Source organism: Acinetobacter sp. GW821-FHT01E09 (genome assembly GCF_059422385.1).
On the sequence record NZ_JBWKWU010000001.1, the window covers coordinates 594,146 to 611,586 of the forward strand.

The window sequence follows — 17,441 nt, forward strand, 5'->3', positions numbered from 1 at the left end:
AGGCGAGGAGGAATCTAACAAAATCGTATGATTTTAAACGGCTGGTTTTAACTGCTTATTTCAAGCTTGCTTTAAACAATTGCATTGCCTGACCACGATGGCTAATTTTGTTCTTTTCTGCTTTACTCATTTCTGCGCTTGAAATATTTAGCTCAGGTAACCAGAACAGTGGGTCATAACCGAAGCCATTTTCACCTCGAGCTTGCTCTAGTACTTCACCTTGCCAGATCCCTTGGTAGATTTGTGGTAAAGGGTCATCTGCATGTTCAACCAATGCCAATACACATACGAACATTGCTTCAATCGCTTGATCGTCTTGGCGTAAAGGCTTAAGGTTTTCCAGCAATTTTGTATTATTGGCTGCATCATCGCCATGTTCACCTGCATAACGTGCAGAGTAAATTCCAGGTGCTCCACCTAATACGGGAACGCAAATCCCAGAATCATCTGCAATCGCAGGTTTCCCTGAAATACGGCTTGCATGACGTGCTTTGATAATTGCATTTTCAATAAAGCTTAAGCCATCTTCAATCGCGTCTTCGATATTCAGTTGACCTTGAGGAATAACTTCAACAGGTAAAGCCAATTCAGCAAACAATTTTTCAAATTCAGCAATTTTGCCTTTGTTATTGCTTGCGAGTACCAGTGTTCCTTGTGATAACCAATCTTTTGATGACATGATGCAGACTCAAAATTTAAAATTGAGTTATTTTAACTTAATCTGTGTCATAAAATGCGGCTAAATTCTCTCGTCCTTTACGCTTTACTGGATATGTTTTGCTTTTGCGCTAATGCGTTTGTCTAACTGTTGTTTTAAATCGAGAACATCCTCATTTTTCATAAAACCTAGACCAACATTGAGTTTCTGTTTGCTGTTATCTTTCATGATAAAAAGTAAATAATACTGCCGATCGAGTAAGGTTTTTTTGAGCTCAACTTCATAGATCTCTGGTATTTTAATGTGTTTTTTAATTATCACTCGACCTTTAAAATCAATGCTTCTAATCATGTCTTGGGAGAGGGTTAAAATAGGACGTTGATTGCTAAACATCTGAATAGCTTTATGACTGAAAAAATAAGCAATGAGACCCAATAGCGTAACAAGAAATAGCGAAAAGAGACTTTTTAAGCCATTCTTCCATTCAAACATTTCCAAGATCAAAAGCACGGTCGCAGCCCAAAAGGGGCAGGCCAAAATTCCAGCAAAAATCGCCAAAGGAATCATTTGTTTGCGTGAAGCATAATATTTTTTCTTTTGCATATTTTTCCATACATAGAAGAACTCGATTTACTTCTCAAAAGCACAAGTGGTGCCTTGATGGAAAATCATTTGCCATATACCGTGAACATTCATAACCCAAATTGAACTGCGTAAAGCCACATTGTATTGAGCTTGAGTTGCCACATTGATTTGATGGCTTTGATAGGTCAGTAAAACGCTATGATCAGATAATGACTGAACTTGAAAATCCTGTGCTTGAATGATGTCGCTATCTGTATCATTTAAAAGTGCTTCAATCATTTGGGCTTTATGCACAACCCACCCTGATTTGGTAATTTCTTTAAAATCTGGATGCAACCGTTGATCAAGTATTTGAAAATTTTGACGATCACGATGATGCAACCCGCATTCATATTGAATTAATTGTTTGAATAGGTCTTGCATTGTCAACAATCTCAGCTGAAATACTTATTAAATGGATAGCAGTAAAAAAGCACCCGAAGGTGCTTTTATGATCGATGAGAATCAAATTATTGAGCTTGAATCCACTGATCTGCACGTTGTGTTGCAGTACGAATTTGGTCTTGAGTTAAGTTAGCAGCCAAAGCAGTTTTCTTGGTTTGCGACATGTTAATTACTTTATTGTCTAACATACCATCACGTGTAGAAAGCTCATACCACTGATAAGCGCCCATGTAGTTTTTCTTTTGCTCTTCCATCACCGCAAGATTAAAGCTTGCACGGTTATCGCCGTGGCTTGCTGCTTTTTCAAAGTATTGACGCGCAGATGTTTCGCTTTTAGAAACGCCTAAACCATCAGCATACATACGACCAACATTCAACTGAGCCGCAGAAATACCTTGGTCAGCCGCAGCTTTAAACCATGTAAATGCTTGTTTAAGGTCTTTAGATACACCGCCAGTACCAGCCTGGAAATGTGTTGCTAAATAAAATTGTGCAGCAGGTTGGCCAGCTTTGGCTGCTTTTTGTAAATCTGTCACATTCATATGTGCATATTGTGCTGCCATTGCTGATACAGATTGTTGTTGCTGCGGTACATAGTCCGCATGGGCTTGAATACTCACTAGCCCAAAAAATAACGTACTGCCTAATAATAATTTCTTCATAGAGCGCTCACTCGATAAATAGCGACTTCGCCGAACAAATTCGGTATGGCTTTACTTAAAAAGCTACCTTGTTGGTTCCCATTTACAGCGAGTCGATCAATAATTTGAATCTGATTTTCAGCACATAATGCTTCAAAATCACGAAAGGTGCATAAGTGGATATTAGGTGTATTGTACCACATATACGGTAAGGCATCAGAAACAGGCATCTTGCCTTTCAGTGCAAGGAAAGACCGTGTTTTCCAATACGCAAAGTTAGGAAACGTAATAATTGCTTGTTTCCCCACACGCACCATATCGCGCAGAAGCACATCAGGTGCATCTACAGCTTGCAAAGCTTGTGCCATAACCACATAGTCAAAAGACTGGTCGGCAAAGCGTCCCAAACCGAGGTTTAAGTCTTGTTGTATAATATTTAACCCTTTGCTGACGGCAATTGCAATCTTTTCTTGATCGATTTCTAGCCCGTAAGCATGAATTTGCTGTTTTTTGCTCATTTGTGACAATAATTCGCCATCACCACAACCTAAATCGAGCACACTTGCACCAGCATTGATCCATTTTTCTGCAAGTTGTTGGTCAATACGCATTACAAAGCCTCCTTAGGTGTTGAATTAAGGTGTTCAATACCGCCTAAAAATGCACGTAAGGATTTGACGTACAAGGGGATAGGGAATAGGAATGAGTCATGACCCTGTTCAGCATCAATATCCAAATAACTCACAGGCTTTTGATTGGTAATCAAGGCGTTGACAATCTCTTGCGAACGTTCTGGGCTAAAACGCCAGTCTGTTGTAAATGACACCACTAAAAAGCGGCATTTGGTATTAGATAGGGCTTTCGTCAGTGACTGTTCATATTCACGTGATGGATCGAAATAATCCAGGGCTTTGGTCATGATCAGATAAGTATTGGCATCAAAGTTACGGCTGAATTGTTCGCCTTGATAACGCAGATAGCTTTCAACTTGGAACTCAACATCGAAACCATACATAAACTTGCCTGATTTTAAATCACGGCCAAATTTTTGTTTCATGGCTTCTTCAGAGAGGTAGGTAATATGACCCACCATACGTGCCAAAATTAAGCCACGTTTTGGATAACTATCGAGTTCTAAATAACGGCCATTGTGAAAATCTGGATCAGATAAAATAGACTGACGTGCCACTTCGTTAAATGCAATATTTTGTGCGGAAAGCTTTGGTGCGCTGGCAATGATGACACATTTTTGTAAACGGTCAGGATAGTCCACAGACCATTGTAAAGCCTGCATGCCACCTAAAGAACCACCAATGATTGAATACCAAACATCTATCCCTAAGCGATCAGAGAGGAGGGCTTGGGTTTTAACCCAATCACGTACAGTCACTAATGGAAAGTCGGGACCGTATGGGCGATTTTCATTTTCAGGGTTAGGTGAAGTGGGTCCCGTTGAGCCACTACAACCTCCGATATTGTTGAGTGCGACCACGAAAAACTTCGAGGTATCAATGGCTTTACCCGGCCCAATACATGCATCCCACCAGCCTGTTTTTTTATCGTCTTCATGGTGATAGCCAGCCGCATGATGATGTCCGGAAAGTGCATGGCAAATCAAAATTCCATTTGATTTATCTGCATTGAGCTCACCATAGGTTTCCACCATGATTTCATAGCGTGGCAATACTCGACCACACTCAAGCTCTAACGGTTCTTCAAATTCAAACTTTTGTGGAGTAACGAGCCCCACTGAATCAGCTGGAAAAGACACTGGAAATGTTCACCTTAAAATTTTAGAAGGTCGATAAATTACGGATATTAGAGATATCTAAGTCATCTGTATGGCTAATAAATTAATGATATTCCATGGTTTTCACAATAGCTTTTATCATTAAAGTTCACTTCATGATGAGTGATGATGTCTAGTAGCGTCACAATGAATGTTTTGACTTTGCAGAGGCGCAACGTATTCTTCTTTCGAAAAAATGAAAAGCTTAAGCTTTATCAGAGAGCGATCTTGTCAAACTTTGCTTCTCATCACCAAGCATGTTCACTACTCACCAACACCAGTCTGATCTCAAACAATCATGGATGAAATTTCCATGTATCTTTTTATCTTTAAATTATTTTTAAAAGATATAAAGCTGTTTGAAGAGATTGCTTGATAACATCAATAAATAAAAGAAAGGATACCACTAGGGGGCATCCTTTCTAAAGTCTTTTAACTGATATCGCTTATACAGCAGCAGCGATCACTTGTTCAGTACTTAAAACACCTTGGTCAATCAAACGATTGGTTGCCGCAATGATTGCTTCAATTGAAGAGGTAACAATATTGTCATGCACACCAGCACCGAATGCAGATTTACCAGTACCTTGAACTTGAAGTTCGATCAATGCCAACGCTTTTGCATGTGCGCCTGAACTGATACTGCGTTCTTCGTAGTTTAAGACATCAATTGGTAATTGAAGCGCATTTAAAATCGCAGAAATTGGACCATTCCCTTCACCACGTAAGCGCTGAGTTTCACCATTGATGACCACATCAAGCTCAATCACTTGGCTACCATTTTCATCTGACAATCTATAGTTTTTCGCTGAATAATGTGCATCTTTTGCAGCAACATAGGTGTCTTTAAACAAGGTCCAAATTTGTTGAGCTGAAACTTCAACGCCTTCTTCATCTGCAACTTGCTGAACAATTTGTGAGAATTCTATCTGTAAGCGACGAGGTAAAACCACGTTATAGTTAGACTCTAATAAGTAAGCAATACCGCCTTTACCCGACTGTGAGTTGACACGGATCACGGCATCATAATCACGACCTAAATCTTTAGGGTCGATTGGTAAGTAAGGCATATCCCAAATTTCTTCGTCTTTTTGGAACTCAAAGCCTTTTTTAATTGCATCTTGGTGAGAACCAGAGAAAGCGGTAAAGACCAAATCACCAGCATATGGGTGACGTGGATGTACAGGCAAGCCAGTACATTCTTCTATTGTGGCAATAATCTCATTAATGTTTGAGAAATCTAACTCACATGCTACACCTTGTGTGTACATGTTTAATGCAATTGCAGCAACGTCAACGTTACCAGTACGTTCACCATTCCCAAATACACAACCTTCAACACGATCAGCACCAGCCATGATCGCTAACTCAGATGCTGCAATACCACAACCACGGTCATTGTGACAATGTACTGAAATAATCACACCATCACGACGTTGCAAATTACGATGCATCCATTCGATTTGGTCGGCATAGACATGCGGACCTGAAACCTCAACAGTTGCAGGTAAATTTAAAATGACTTTATTGTCAGGTGATGCTTCCCAAATTTCAGTCACTGCATCACAGACATCTTTAGCAACCTCTAATTCTGTTGCTGTAAAACATTCTGGACTGTATTGAAAAATAAATTCAGTTTCAGGCTGTTTCGCTGCATATTCTTTTACTTTGCTTGCCGCATTCATTGCCAATTGTTTTGCACCATTGGCATCAACATTCAATACTTTTTTACGGAAAGTGGGTGAATTTGAGTTATAGATATGCACAATGGCACGTTTTGCACCTTGTAAAGCCTCAAAAGTACGTGCAATTAAATGATCACGCGCTTGCACCAAGACTTCGATATAAACGTCATCTGGAATATGACCTTCTTCAATCAACTTACGGGTGAAATCAAAATCAACTTGTGATGCTGAAGGAAAGCCAATTTCAATATGCTTAAAGCCAATTTTGACCAACATTTCGAACATTTTGAATTTTTGTTCGATGTTCATTGGCTCGAAAATCGCTTGGTTACCATCACGAAGGTCGGTACTCATCCAAATTGGCGCTTTATTGATTTCGTTATTTGGCCATTGACGGTCAGGCAAGTCTACACGTTGGTACATGCGACGATATTTTTTACTTGGATCAGCCAACATCATGAGGGAACTCCTTGTGTAGTTGTTGTTGCTCGTCTCTTGGGTAAAGGCAACTTACTACAAATATAGATTGTGTCTATCTGTTCAATTTACAAGTGTTTTTAAGATGAAAACACAGTAAATTTTCATAAACTTATACGTGGGTAGCACGAGATAAATCTAAACACTGATAACTTACAAATGGTTTAACTTGAGATTAATTCTAAAACAATTATCTTGGAAATAATTTCCTTAATTTGCATAAAAAATATCAGTTGAGAGAAAAATTTCCTTTGAATGACTTAATCTTGAAAAATATATTCTTGATTGATTTCTTTTACGGTAGCAGTTCCCATTAATGCCATGGTAATTTCAAATTCTTCCTTTAAAATTTTAATCACATGGGCGACACCTAAAGCACCAGCAACCGAGAGCCCGTAGATCGCAGGACGGCCAATCAGCACTGCAGATGCGCCTAAAGCCAATGCTTTAAATATATCTGTACCACGGCGGATTCCACCATCCAAAAGTAAAGGAAAATCATGAGGAACAACTGCCTTAATTTTTGCTAAGGCGGTCAGTGGGGAAATACTGCTATTGAGTACTCGTCCGCCATGATTAGAAACGATTAAGCCTTTTACGCCGATTTCGACTGCTTTTTTTGCATCGAGTGGATGTAGCACACCCTTTAAAATTACAGGCAAATGGCTATGGGCAATTATAAATTCGATATCTGCCCATTTGGGTGCAATTTGCATTAAACCGTTGAATACAGGATGTTGATGCTCAGAAATTTCGGGCAGGGGAATGTGGGTGGGTGTATGGGGGTGTTGCATGCCTTCTGGCAATTGAAAATTCACCCGACGTTCACGATCACGAATCCCTGTATGCGGTGAATCTACTGTAATCACAAGTGCTTTAAAATTTTGTTGTTCTGCGAGTCGAACTAAGGCCAATGATTTTTCACGATCACCTTGCCAATACAGTTGAAACCATTTTAAAGGGTTTTCTTGTTTTAAACTTCGCATATCCGTATTGGTGAAAGTGCTCAGTACAATATTACTTCCTAAAACTTCGGCCGCTAGTGCAGCCGCAGCTTCGCCCTCTGGGTGGAACAATTGTTGATGTCCAATCGGTGCAAGAAAAATTGGATGAGAAAATTTTTGCCCTAAAATTTCACATTCTGTCGAGCCTTGAGTCAAGTCGTTGAGCAGTCTTGGAATCAGTTGAATATTTTTAAATTGTTGTAAGTTTTCTTGAACACTTTGCTCATCCATCGCCCCACCTTGCAAATAGTGCCAAGTGTTTTCAGGCAGATGCTGTTCTGCTTGTTTCTCGTAATCCGCAATGGTCTGTAAATATGCTGGAATTTGAGTGAGTGGTGCTTGGATTTTTTTACTCATTTATTGATTGTCCAAATTTATACAAAACACTTTCATTACAATAATGACTTGCAAGCTAAAATTTATAAATCACTCCATTCACGTAGAAGGTTGTGATAGATCCCTGTAAGACTAATCACTTGCTCATGTGTAGCAGATAGCTCGATGGTCAGCTTTTGAATATTTTGATCTAAGTCAAAGAGAATTCGTCGTTGCGCATCGGATGATACAAAGCTTTGTACCCAAAAGAACGAGGCAATACGTGCACCTTCAGTGACTGGGTTGACCTGATGTAAACTGGTAGAAGGATAGACAATTGCATCGCCAGCTGGAAGTTTTACTTCTTGTGTACCAAAAGTGTCTTCGATCACCAGTTCGCCGCCATCATATTCATCGGGATTGGTGAGAAAAACAGTGCAAGACACATCTGTCCTTAAGTACTGATTGAGTTGAGGATGGCGACGGATAGCATTATCAACATGCATCCCAAAATTTCCACCGTGTTGATAACAATTAAACAGCGGAGGTAAAAATGTTTTTGGAAGTGCGGCACTAAAGAACAAAGGATTTGCGTTGGCAGCATTTTGAATGATTTGTCCAAGCTCTAATGCTTGTTGAGAATCTTGAGCCAGTTGTAAATTATTTTTTAAATGCGCAGATTGATAGCCTGTTGTTGCTTTTCCATCTGTCCACTCTGCTTGAGAAAGTGTCTGACGACAATGATTCAGTTCATCCAGACTGAGTAAATTTGGAATATGTAAAATCATGATTTTCTTCCCCAAAAAAGAAACAGCGTCTGATGAATCAGACGCTGAATTTTAACATAGATTGGCTAAATCTTAGAACTTATAGTTGATGTTGAATACGCCTTTGCGACCCTCACCAGGCATTGCCCAACCATTGTTACGGATATGGGTATAGTACTTCTCATCACTTAAGTTTTGCCCTAATAATTGGAAACTTAAATCTTTGTTGTAGCTGTAGGTTACAGAAGCATTGTGAATCACATAATCTTCAGACTTGACCTGGGGCACAAGATTATTCGTTGCTGAACGAGTACTTAAATACATTTCACCTTGATAAGTTAAGCCATAGCCAGCTTGCCACTGATCATTTAATTGATACGTTGTCCATAAGCTGCCTGAAACTTTAGGTACGTTGACCAATTTGTCACCTTTTTGGAAGTCAATATTCGGAGAACCATTGACTTTAGTTTGGTCATATTCTCCTTCCATATAAGCGGCACTAGCGGTGATGTTCCATTTTGGCGTAATTTCACCCGCTAAACCAAGTTCAACACCTTGGACATAGTTTTTACCATCTAATTTTGCATCTGGTTGTCCAGGTATATCATTGGTTACACGGACTTTATCTTGTTCATTGCGAAATACTGCGGCAGACACTAAGAAGTTAGGATTTGCTTGCCATTTTGCCCCCACTTCATAGGCAACTGCATTCTCAGGGTCTGTATTGCAAGAATTTGCTGTGATTGCATTGTTGGTAATAGTTTGAGAGCAGCCACCACTTGCAGTATTTTGTACTGGCTTTTGAGCATTAGCATAAGATAAATAAAGACTGGTTGCTGGTGTTGGTTTAAATGTCAAACCAGCATTATAGGAAATTAAATTATCAGACTGTTTATAGTTTTGACCACGCGTGACAGTTGCATTGGTTGTTGAAATAGTATCCGAACGATATTGACCGTCAGTATAATCATTACGCACACCAAGGTTAAGTAACCATTGTTCACCAAACTTTAAAGTATCAAACAAATACGCTGAATAAACATTTAAGTAGCCTTCAGCAACACCAGTTTTACGGAAGTTGGTTGGACCATGCCAAAAGTTATCTGGATTGTATACATCCATGTAAAGCGGGTTAGTAATAGAACTGCCTGCTGATGAACCATTTGAATTATATAAATAGCCAGCTGTGGTAATAGCATAGTCTTCACGACTAAAGCCTACCCCAGCAACAAGAGCATGATCGACAACGCCAGTTTTGAATTGCACATTGATGTTGGTGTCATTGGCAAATTGCTTATTATGGGTATCACGATAATAACCACGTGGGCCAGAAATATAATATGAACCCTTTGGAACAGTAATCGTGGTTGAACCAGAAGTTACATTACAATTTTTATAGCCAGTTTGGTTGGTATTGGTCAATGCTGTTGGTGATGTACCATCTGCTAAACAGAATGTTCCTTGTGGTGCAGAAACAGTCGCTTTTTGTTGAATATCACTATAACGGGTAATGGAGTTCAGTTTTGCGTTGGGACTGATCTCGCTTTCTACTTTAAATGTGACAACCTGATTTTCAATATCTTGTTGATCTAAGTTGCTATAGCCATAGTTATTTTTATCTGAAATCCCTTTGACAGGTTTGCCATTATAATAAGGAACGCCGTACTGTGGATCATTTTCATCTTTTTGATATAAGTAAGATAAAGTTGCCTTAGTCGTATCACTGATTCCAAAAGTAACCGATGGCGCAATTCCCCAACGTTTCATTTCTTCATCACGACCCGCATAGGTGTTTTGATGCCCCATTACATTTAAACGAAATGCTAAATCTTCATCTACAACTTTATTAAAATCACCTGTAAAGCGTTTATAGCTATCTGAACCAAAACCTAAAGTAACTTCATTGCTGTCACGATTCTTAGGCGTTTTAGAGACTAAATTGACACCACCACTGATTTGTCCTACACCATTTTCAACAGAATTCGCACCTTTGATGATTTCAACAGCTTCATAGTTGAATAAATCAGAACGGTTGGTTAATGCTGCATCACGTAAGCCATCTACAGTTGTGTTATAGGTTGCATCATAACCCCGTAGGTTGATTTTATCGCCATAACCACCACCACCTTCGCCAGCACCAAAACTAATGCCTGGAGTTGTTGCAAGGGCTTGTTGTAGTGAAAGTAAGCCTTGATCTTTGAGTGCTTTTTCCGTGATGACCTGAACAGTTTTAGCGGTATCTAAAATGGTTTCTGTACGTTTAGTTGAAGATGTTTTTGCTGCTAAATATGCAGTATTTTGTTCTGCTCGAGCTTGAATAGTAGGAAGTTGTACTGTTGTATCTTCAGTTGCTGCAAAAGCTAGGTTGGGTAAAGCAATTGCAAGTGCAACTGTTTTAACTTTTTTGTTTTTTACAGAGTATTTTTGAGCCATTTTTTGCGTCCATCGCAGGTTGTATCAAACTTATCCAATACTGCTCAGGAAACATCATGACGCAATAATGGAGAAATTGTTAAGGTATGTAACCAATGTTGCGAATTCTAATGATAATTATTTTCATTAACAATAAATATAAATGATTATTCATACGGAAAAACTGTTTAATCTATTAAAGATAATTAAAGAAAACTATAGGGGATATGAGTGATTGAATTTGATCATATTGCTGAAATTTAAAGTATTTTTAATGATTGGTAAAAAGTAACTATTGGAAATTATAGAATTATTTTTTAGTGAAGATTAATAACAATAAAGGTTCTCTTCAGTAAAAGACTCAACAAGCTAAATTATCAGTAAAAAAATGGCCCCTATGAAAAGGAGCCATTTCACTTTAATTTTTAAAGTATTAACTATTAATATTTAAAGTTAATTGATAAGACAGCATTACGACCTTCAGCTTCTGTTGCATAGTGAGATGCATAAGCTTTAGTAAAATAACGCTTGTCTGAAAGGTTGTTTACATTAAGCTGTAAATCAACATTTTTGTTGACGTTGTAGCGAGCCATTGCATCATAACGTACATAGCCTGATACATACTTAGTATTGGCAGCATCACCATAGACTTTGTCCATACCTAATGCCCCAGCACCAACAGTTAACTGTGGAAGAACTTGATAGGTTGTCCAAAGTGTTGCAGAGTTTTTAGGTACGTTAGGAAGTTGTTTGCCTTTCGCTGGGTTAGGGTATGTACATGTTCCAGCACGATTACATGACGGACCAGGGTTGGTCATTTCACTGTCTAGATAAGAGTATCCAGCCGTAATATCCCATTTGTCTGTAATTTTACCTGTAGCACTAAGCTCAACACCATCAACTTTACTTTCACCACCGTTGGTGTAGGTACCAGCATCTAATTGGATACGAGTATTTTGTTTTTCTGTACGGAATACAGCAGCTGTCAAGTTTAAGCGATCATTGAAGAGGTCCCATTTAGTTCCAACTTCATAAGTACGCGCTTCTTCTGGCTTTAAGTCCATATAAGCTTGTCCGATCGCTTCTGAACCATCACCACCATCAACACCCACTGGGTTAGCTGATGTTGCATAGCTTGCATAGATCGAACCATTTTTCATAGGTTTATATGTCAAACCAGCTTGGTAAGTAAAAAAGTCTTTATTATTTTCTAGTTTAGCGCCTGTTGCATTCGTCACTTGCTCAGTGTCAAATTTGTCCCAACGAACACCTAGGTCAAGTAGCCATTGTGGATTAAATTCAATATTGTCAAGCAAATAAACTGATGTAACTTTTGTTGTAGTCGTGGTGGTATTACGATTAGCAACTGCCGAACCTAACCATTCTTCTTTCGAATTTGGATTTGTTAAAGACGTACACCACGCATCATTGATTTTACAATCGCTGTTGAAACCACCAGTTGTAGTACCTGTGTAACCTGGATAAGTGGTTGTATAGCTACCTTTATCTGATTTTTGATCACTATATTCTGCACCAACATTAAACTTATGCTTAATTGCACCAGTGTTAAATTTACCAGTCAATGCAAGTTGATCTGTGAAAATATCTGTGTCAGTAATACGTGAGTTAATACGACGCCAAACTTTATCATTTAGGACATTACCTTTTGAGTCATCTGGTTGAGTCCAAAGATAATCATTCGTTGACTTGTTATACACTGCAGTATTGGTAATGGTTAAATTGTCAGTTAAATCATGTTCTAATTTAATTGTACCAATTTGGTTTTCTTGTTTTTGAAAATCACGATCATGTAAGCCATAGTAAATGCCTTGTTTAACATCTACAGGCTTACCAAAAGTTGCTTTTTTCGAAGCATCATAATTATATGGCACACCCGAATCTGGTGTATCGTCTGACTTTAAATAGTAGTAACTTAACGTCGCACGAGTCGCAGTGTCTAAGCCAAAAGTAATACTTGGCGCAATACCTGCACGTTTATATTCTGCGCCGTCATGTTGACCCGCTTTCTCATTTTGGTGTCCCATTACTGCAATACGAGCAGCAATCCCATTGCCAAAATCTTTATTGCCATCTAGGGTAATACGTTGGTAGTTATCTGTACCACCCGCAACAGAGCCTTCTAAAGCATCGCCTTTTTTAGCGACTTTAGAAATCATGTTTACACTACCACCAACCGAACCAGCACCACCAAGTGAAGATGCTGACCCTTTGATGACTTCTACTTGTTCTACTGCAAACATTTCACGGTTTTGTGAAGTGGAATTACGCACACCATCCACAAACATAGAACTTTCAGAGTTATAACCACGAATAAATGGACGATCACCATTTGGGTTACCACCTTCACCAGCACCAAGGGTAATTCCTGGAACTGTACGAAGTGCATCTGCAAGTGTTGTTACTTGAGTATCTTGAATCAGCTGTTTTGAAATAACAGATACAGATTTAGGTGTATCCAAAAGTGGCGCAACAAATTTTGTATTGGCAGACTGATCTACTTTTAAACCTTGTTCAGTCGTTGCTTGTGCTTTAATTGTTGGTAGTTTTGCGATTTCGTCTTGAGCGATGGCTGACGTTGCAATAACTGAAAGAGATGAAGCGATTGCTGTAGTAACAATCTTTTTGCGTGATTTGATAAAAGACATACTTAAACTCACTAAGAGTAGTGCAAATTTGTATGCGAATAATAATGATTCTTATTGTTTATTTCATCTGTTTGAAATTGAATTTGTCGATAGTTTTAAAAGTTTATGATGAGAAAATGAATTGAAAATGTGTCGAATTTTCACTTAACTTTTTGAATTTTATTTATTTAGTTTTATTTATAGATATTTCAAAATGTAAATAAATTTATTCTATTGTCACTAAAGCATTTGAATTTGGTAAATTTCTCAAAATATGCGGATTTCTGGCTTTTGGCTGCAAAGAAGGGGATTGGTTTAAAAAAGCGACATAATGGGGAAATCCGTAACCGAAATAAAATGATTTACACAGGTGTTTTGTATATATTCAAATGTTGTCATATAATGTGGCACTTTTTGAAAAACTGTAATTATTAAATTCTATCGAGGAAGCCATGCAAGTAACTTCTGAAGCGGTTTCGGGCGTTGCCCGTCGTTTAAATGTATCTGTACCGACGAGCCGTATTAACGAGCAGTTTGAAGCTCGCTTGAAACGCACTGCCAAAACTGTGAAGATCAACGGCTTCCGTCAAGGTAAAGTGCCAGTAAACGTTGTACGTCGTGAATACGGCGCTGGTATTTACCAAGAAGTTGTAAACGACATCATTCGTGACACAGTATTTGAAGCAATTCAACAAGAAAAAATCAACGCTGTTGGTATGCCAAACATCGACAAAGTTGAAAACAAAGATGATGCTTTAGTTTATCAAGCTACAGTTGAAGTTTATCCTGAAGTTGAAGCTAAATTTGAAGGTCTTGAAGTATCACGTAAATCATCTGAAGTAACAGATAAAGACGTTGATGCAATGCTTGAAAACCTTCAAAAGCAACGCGCTGAATGGACTGAAACTAAAGGCATGGCTAAAAAAGACATGCAAGTAACTTTCGATTTTGAAGGTACTGTTGATGGTGAGAAGTTTGAAGGCGGTGCTGCTGAAGACTTTAAACTTGTTTTAGGTTCTGGTCGTATGATCCCTGGCTTCGAAGACGGTATCGTTGGTATGAAGAAAGGCGAAGAGAAAGTGATTGATGTAACTTTCCCTGAAGATTACCAAGCTGAAAACTTAGCAGGTAAAGCGGCTCAATTCAAAATCACAGTTAAACTTGTTGAAAAACAAAAACTTCCTGAAATTGATGCTGAATTCCTTAAAATCTTCGGTTTAACTGAAGAAGAAGGCGTAGAGAAATTAAAAGCTGACGTTCGCAAAAACATGGAACGTGAAGTAAAAAATGGCCTACGTAACCAAGTAAAAGGTGCAACTTTTGATGCACTTGTTGCTGCAAATGACGTAGAAGTTCCTGAATCTATGTTGGCTCAAGAAATTGATCGTCAACGTCAACAAATGATTCAACAATTTACTCAACAGTTTGGTGCTCAAGGTGCTAAAGCATTTGACAGCAGCATGCTTCCTGATGAATTGTTCAAAGAACAAGCTGAAAAAGCAGTTAAACTTGGTGTATTGGTAAGCAAAGTATTGGCTGACGCTAAACTTGAAGTAGACCAATCACGTGTTGATGCTTATATCGAAGATATGGCTTCTTCTTATGAAGATCCGACTGAAGTGATCGAATATTTCAAAACTGATAAGCAACAACGTGCTCAAATTGAAGGCGTAGTGTTAGAAGATCAAGTTGTTGATCATATCTTAGCTGCTGCTAAAGTAACTGATGAAGTTGTTAGCTATCAAGATTTGTTAAAAGAGCAACAAGCGCGCCAACAAGGCTAAGTTGTTTGATCTAAAAAAAGGCGCTTTGGCGCCTTTTTTTATGAGCTTAAACATGGATTTAATCATTCCATTCACAATACTTATGCAAAAAATATCTGATATTAAGTTGGGAATATTTTGCATTTTCAGCAATTATCCCTCATATTGTGAACATGAGTGAAGTAACAAGAATTCAGGAATAAATAACGTATGTATGTTCCATCAATTGAAAGCGCTTTGGTGCCTGTAGTCGTAGAACAATCTTCACGTGGTGAGCGTTCTTTCGATATTTTTTCACGTCTTTTACGTGAACGTGTGATTTTTTTAACTGGTGAAGTTGAAGACAACATGGCGAATCTTATTGTCGCGCAAATGTTGTTTTTAGAAGCTGAAAATCCAGATAAAGATATCCATTTATATATCAATTCACCTGGTGGTTCAGTGACTGCGGGTATGGCAATTTACGATACGATGCAATTTATTAAGCCTGATGTCGTGACCTATTGTATGGGTCAAGCTGCATCTATGGGGGCTTTCTTATTAAATGCTGGTGCAAAAGGTAAGCGTTATTGCTTGGAAAATGCGCGTGTGATGATTCACCAACCATTAGGTGGTTTCCGTGGTCAAGCATCGGATATTGAAATTCATGCACGTGAAATTTTATTCATCAAAGAACGTTTAAATCGTTTAATGGCTGAACATAGTGGTCAAGATTACGAAACTGTCGCTAAAGATACAGATCGTGATAATTTTATGACTGCACAGCAAGCAAAAGAATATGGTTTAGTGGATCAGGTATTAAGTAAACGACCTCAAGACTAAACATTTATAGATAAGATTTAAGAATTTGGAGTGAAAATGTCCGATCTTCCTCAAGGACAAAAGCATTGTTCATTTTGCGGTAAAACGCAGTCTGAAGTCGGTAAGCTGATTGCAGGCGAGGACGCATATATTTGTAATGAATGCGTGGATGTGTGCTTAGACTTAGTGCAAACGAGTCAACAGGTGGAAACAGGCGATTGGGCAACACGTCCATTGCCAAAACCACATGAAATTCGTGCGGCTTTGGACCAGTATGTAATTGGTCAAGACACAGCAAAGAAAACACTTTCAGTTGCAGTGTATAACCATTACAAACGTTTAAAAGTATCTCAAACAGGGCATAAGCCTAAAGATGCCGTTGAAATTGCTAAAAGTAATATTTTGCTGATTGGACCGACAGGTTCAGGTAAAACATTGCTAGCACAAACACTTGCACGTTTGCTTGATGTACCTTTTGCAATGGCTGACGCAACAACATTGACTGAAGCTGGTTATGTTGGTGAAGATGTTGAAAACATTATTCAGAAACTTTTGCAAAAAGCGGATTACGATGTAGAAAAAGCACAAAAGGGCATTATCTACATTGATGAAATTGACAAGATTACCCGTAAATCTGAAAACCCTTCAATTACACGTGATGTGTCTGGTGAGGGTGTGCAACAAGCATTGTTGAAAATGATTGAAGGTACGGTTGCATCAATTCCGCCTCAAGGTGGACGTAAACATCCACAGCAAGAGTTTATTCAAGTTGATACTGCAAATATCTTGTTTATCTGTGGTGGTGCGTTCTCTGGTCTTGAAAAAGTTGTTCAACAACGTCAAGAAAAAGGTGGCATTGGTTTCACGGCAGACGTAAAGAATAAAGACGATAGTAAAAAAGTATCTGAATTATTCCGTCAAGTTGAAGCCGCAGATTTGGTGAAATTTGGTTTAATTCCAGAGTTCATTGGTCGTCTACCTGTGATTGCAACCCTTGAAGAACTTGATCAAGAAGCCTTGATGCAGATTTTAACTGAACCAAAAAATGCATTAACTCGTCAGTATCAATATCTCTTTGAGATGGAAAATGTAGACCTGCTTTTTGAAGACTCTGCTTTACGTGCGATCGCGAAAAAAGCGTTAGAGCGTAATACAGGTGCGCGTGGTCTGCGTTCTATTTTAGAAAATGTATTGCTTGAAACCATGTATGACTTACCAAGTCGCTCAGACGTTGGTACTGTAATTATCAATGAAGCAGTGATTAACGATAAAGCTGCACCAGAGTTTAAGTCTGAACGTCAACCAAAGCATGAAAATACTGAAGTTGAAAAAGTAGATTTGAAGGTATTGGATACAAAATCAGCTTAAAAGCTGGATTCTGATTCATCCTCAGTGCAATTCATCTGAAACGTGCAAGTAGCTTGACTATTTGCACGTTTTTTATTTTTAAATGGT

14 protein-coding genes are annotated in these 17,441 nt (G+C 38.5%); 3 read left to right on the forward strand and 11 right to left on the reverse strand.

Annotated features, from left to right (window positions below; genetic code table 11):
• Nucleotides 1-55: 55 nt before the first annotated feature.
• The 11 genes from rdgB to AC07U8_RS02910 all read right to left on the reverse strand — a co-directional run bounded on the left by rdgB (nt 56) and on the right by AC07U8_RS02910 (nt 13,443).
• Nucleotides 56-679, reverse strand: coding sequence for an RdgB/HAM1 family non-canonical purine NTP pyrophosphatase (gene rdgB / locus AC07U8_RS02860; RefSeq protein WP_004818883.1), 624 nt, complete (start codon nt 677-679; stop codon nt 56-58).
• Nucleotides 680-763: 84 nt separating this feature from the next.
• Entirely contained in the window at nt 764-1,261 is a 498-nt protein-coding gene (locus tag AC07U8_RS02865; RefSeq protein WP_494737281.1) for a hypothetical protein, read from the reverse strand.
• Nucleotides 1,262-1,288: 27 nt separating this feature from the next.
• Nucleotides 1,289-1,666, reverse strand: coding sequence for a nuclear transport factor 2 family protein (locus AC07U8_RS02870; protein ID WP_494737282.1), 378 nt, complete (start codon nt 1,664-1,666; stop codon nt 1,289-1,291).
• Nucleotides 1,667-1,752: 86 nt separating this feature from the next.
• Nucleotides 1,753-2,349, reverse strand: a complete 597-nt coding sequence (locus AC07U8_RS02875; RefSeq protein WP_004726515.1) for a tetratricopeptide repeat protein — start codon at nt 2,347-2,349, stop codon at nt 1,753-1,755.
• The gene (gene metW / locus AC07U8_RS02880; protein WP_004726517.1) at nt 2,346-2,939 is read right to left on the reverse strand and encodes a methionine biosynthesis protein MetW; all 594 of its coding nucleotides are present in this window, start codon (nt 2,937-2,939) and stop codon (nt 2,346-2,348) included. Before metW ends, AC07U8_RS02875 begins: the two co-directional genes overlap by 4 nt.
• Entirely contained in the window at nt 2,939-4,099 is a 1,161-nt protein-coding gene (gene metX, locus AC07U8_RS02885; RefSeq protein ID WP_004726519.1) for a homoserine O-succinyltransferase MetX, read from the reverse strand. Before metX ends, metW begins: the two co-directional genes overlap by 1 nt.
• 464 nt (nt 4,100-4,563) lie before the next feature.
• Entirely contained in the window at nt 4,564-6,261 is a 1,698-nt protein-coding gene (leuA, locus tag AC07U8_RS02890) for a 2-isopropylmalate synthase (RefSeq protein WP_004726520.1), read from the reverse strand.
• A gap of 278 nt (nt 6,262-6,539) precedes the next feature.
• Nucleotides 6,540-7,640, reverse strand: a complete 1,101-nt coding sequence (locus AC07U8_RS02895; protein WP_494737283.1) for an alpha-hydroxy acid oxidase — start codon at nt 7,638-7,640, stop codon at nt 6,540-6,542.
• Between the two features lie 62 nt (nt 7,641-7,702).
• The gene (locus AC07U8_RS02900; protein WP_209826917.1) at nt 7,703-8,386 is read right to left on the reverse strand and encodes a Fe2+-dependent dioxygenase; all 684 of its coding nucleotides are present in this window, start codon (nt 8,384-8,386) and stop codon (nt 7,703-7,705) included.
• 72 nt (nt 8,387-8,458) lie between these two features.
• Nucleotides 8,459-10,798, reverse strand: a complete 2,340-nt coding sequence (locus AC07U8_RS02905; RefSeq protein ID WP_494737284.1) for a TonB-dependent receptor — start codon at nt 10,796-10,798, stop codon at nt 8,459-8,461.
• A 419-nt stretch (nt 10,799-11,217) separates the two neighbouring features.
• Nucleotides 11,218-13,443 carry a TonB-dependent receptor gene (locus tag AC07U8_RS02910; RefSeq protein WP_224964712.1) on the reverse strand — a complete coding sequence of 742 codons (2,226 nt, stop codon included), beginning with the start codon at nt 13,441-13,443 and terminating at the stop codon, nt 11,218-11,220.
• Between the two features lie 431 nt (nt 13,444-13,874).
• On the opposite strand from AC07U8_RS02910, the gene tig reads away from it, so the two are divergent.
• The 3 genes from tig (at nt 13,875) to clpX (ending at nt 17,354) form a co-directional block, all read left to right on the forward strand.
• The gene (gene tig / locus AC07U8_RS02915; RefSeq protein ID WP_004726530.1) at nt 13,875-15,206 is read left to right on the forward strand and encodes a trigger factor; all 1,332 of its coding nucleotides are present in this window, start codon (nt 13,875-13,877) and stop codon (nt 15,204-15,206) included.
• A 189-nt stretch (nt 15,207-15,395) separates the two neighbouring features.
• Nucleotides 15,396-16,007: an ATP-dependent Clp endopeptidase proteolytic subunit ClpP gene (clpP, locus tag AC07U8_RS02920; protein WP_004726532.1), complete on the forward strand. Its 612-nt coding sequence runs from the start codon at nt 15,396-15,398 to the stop codon at nt 16,005-16,007.
• A gap of 36 nt (nt 16,008-16,043) precedes the next feature.
• Complete coding sequence (clpX, locus tag AC07U8_RS02925; protein WP_151801601.1) at nt 16,044-17,354, forward strand: ATP-dependent Clp protease ATP-binding subunit ClpX; 1,311 nt, start codon at nt 16,044-16,046, stop codon at nt 17,352-17,354.
• The last annotated feature ends 87 nt before the right edge of the window (nt 17,355-17,441 follow it).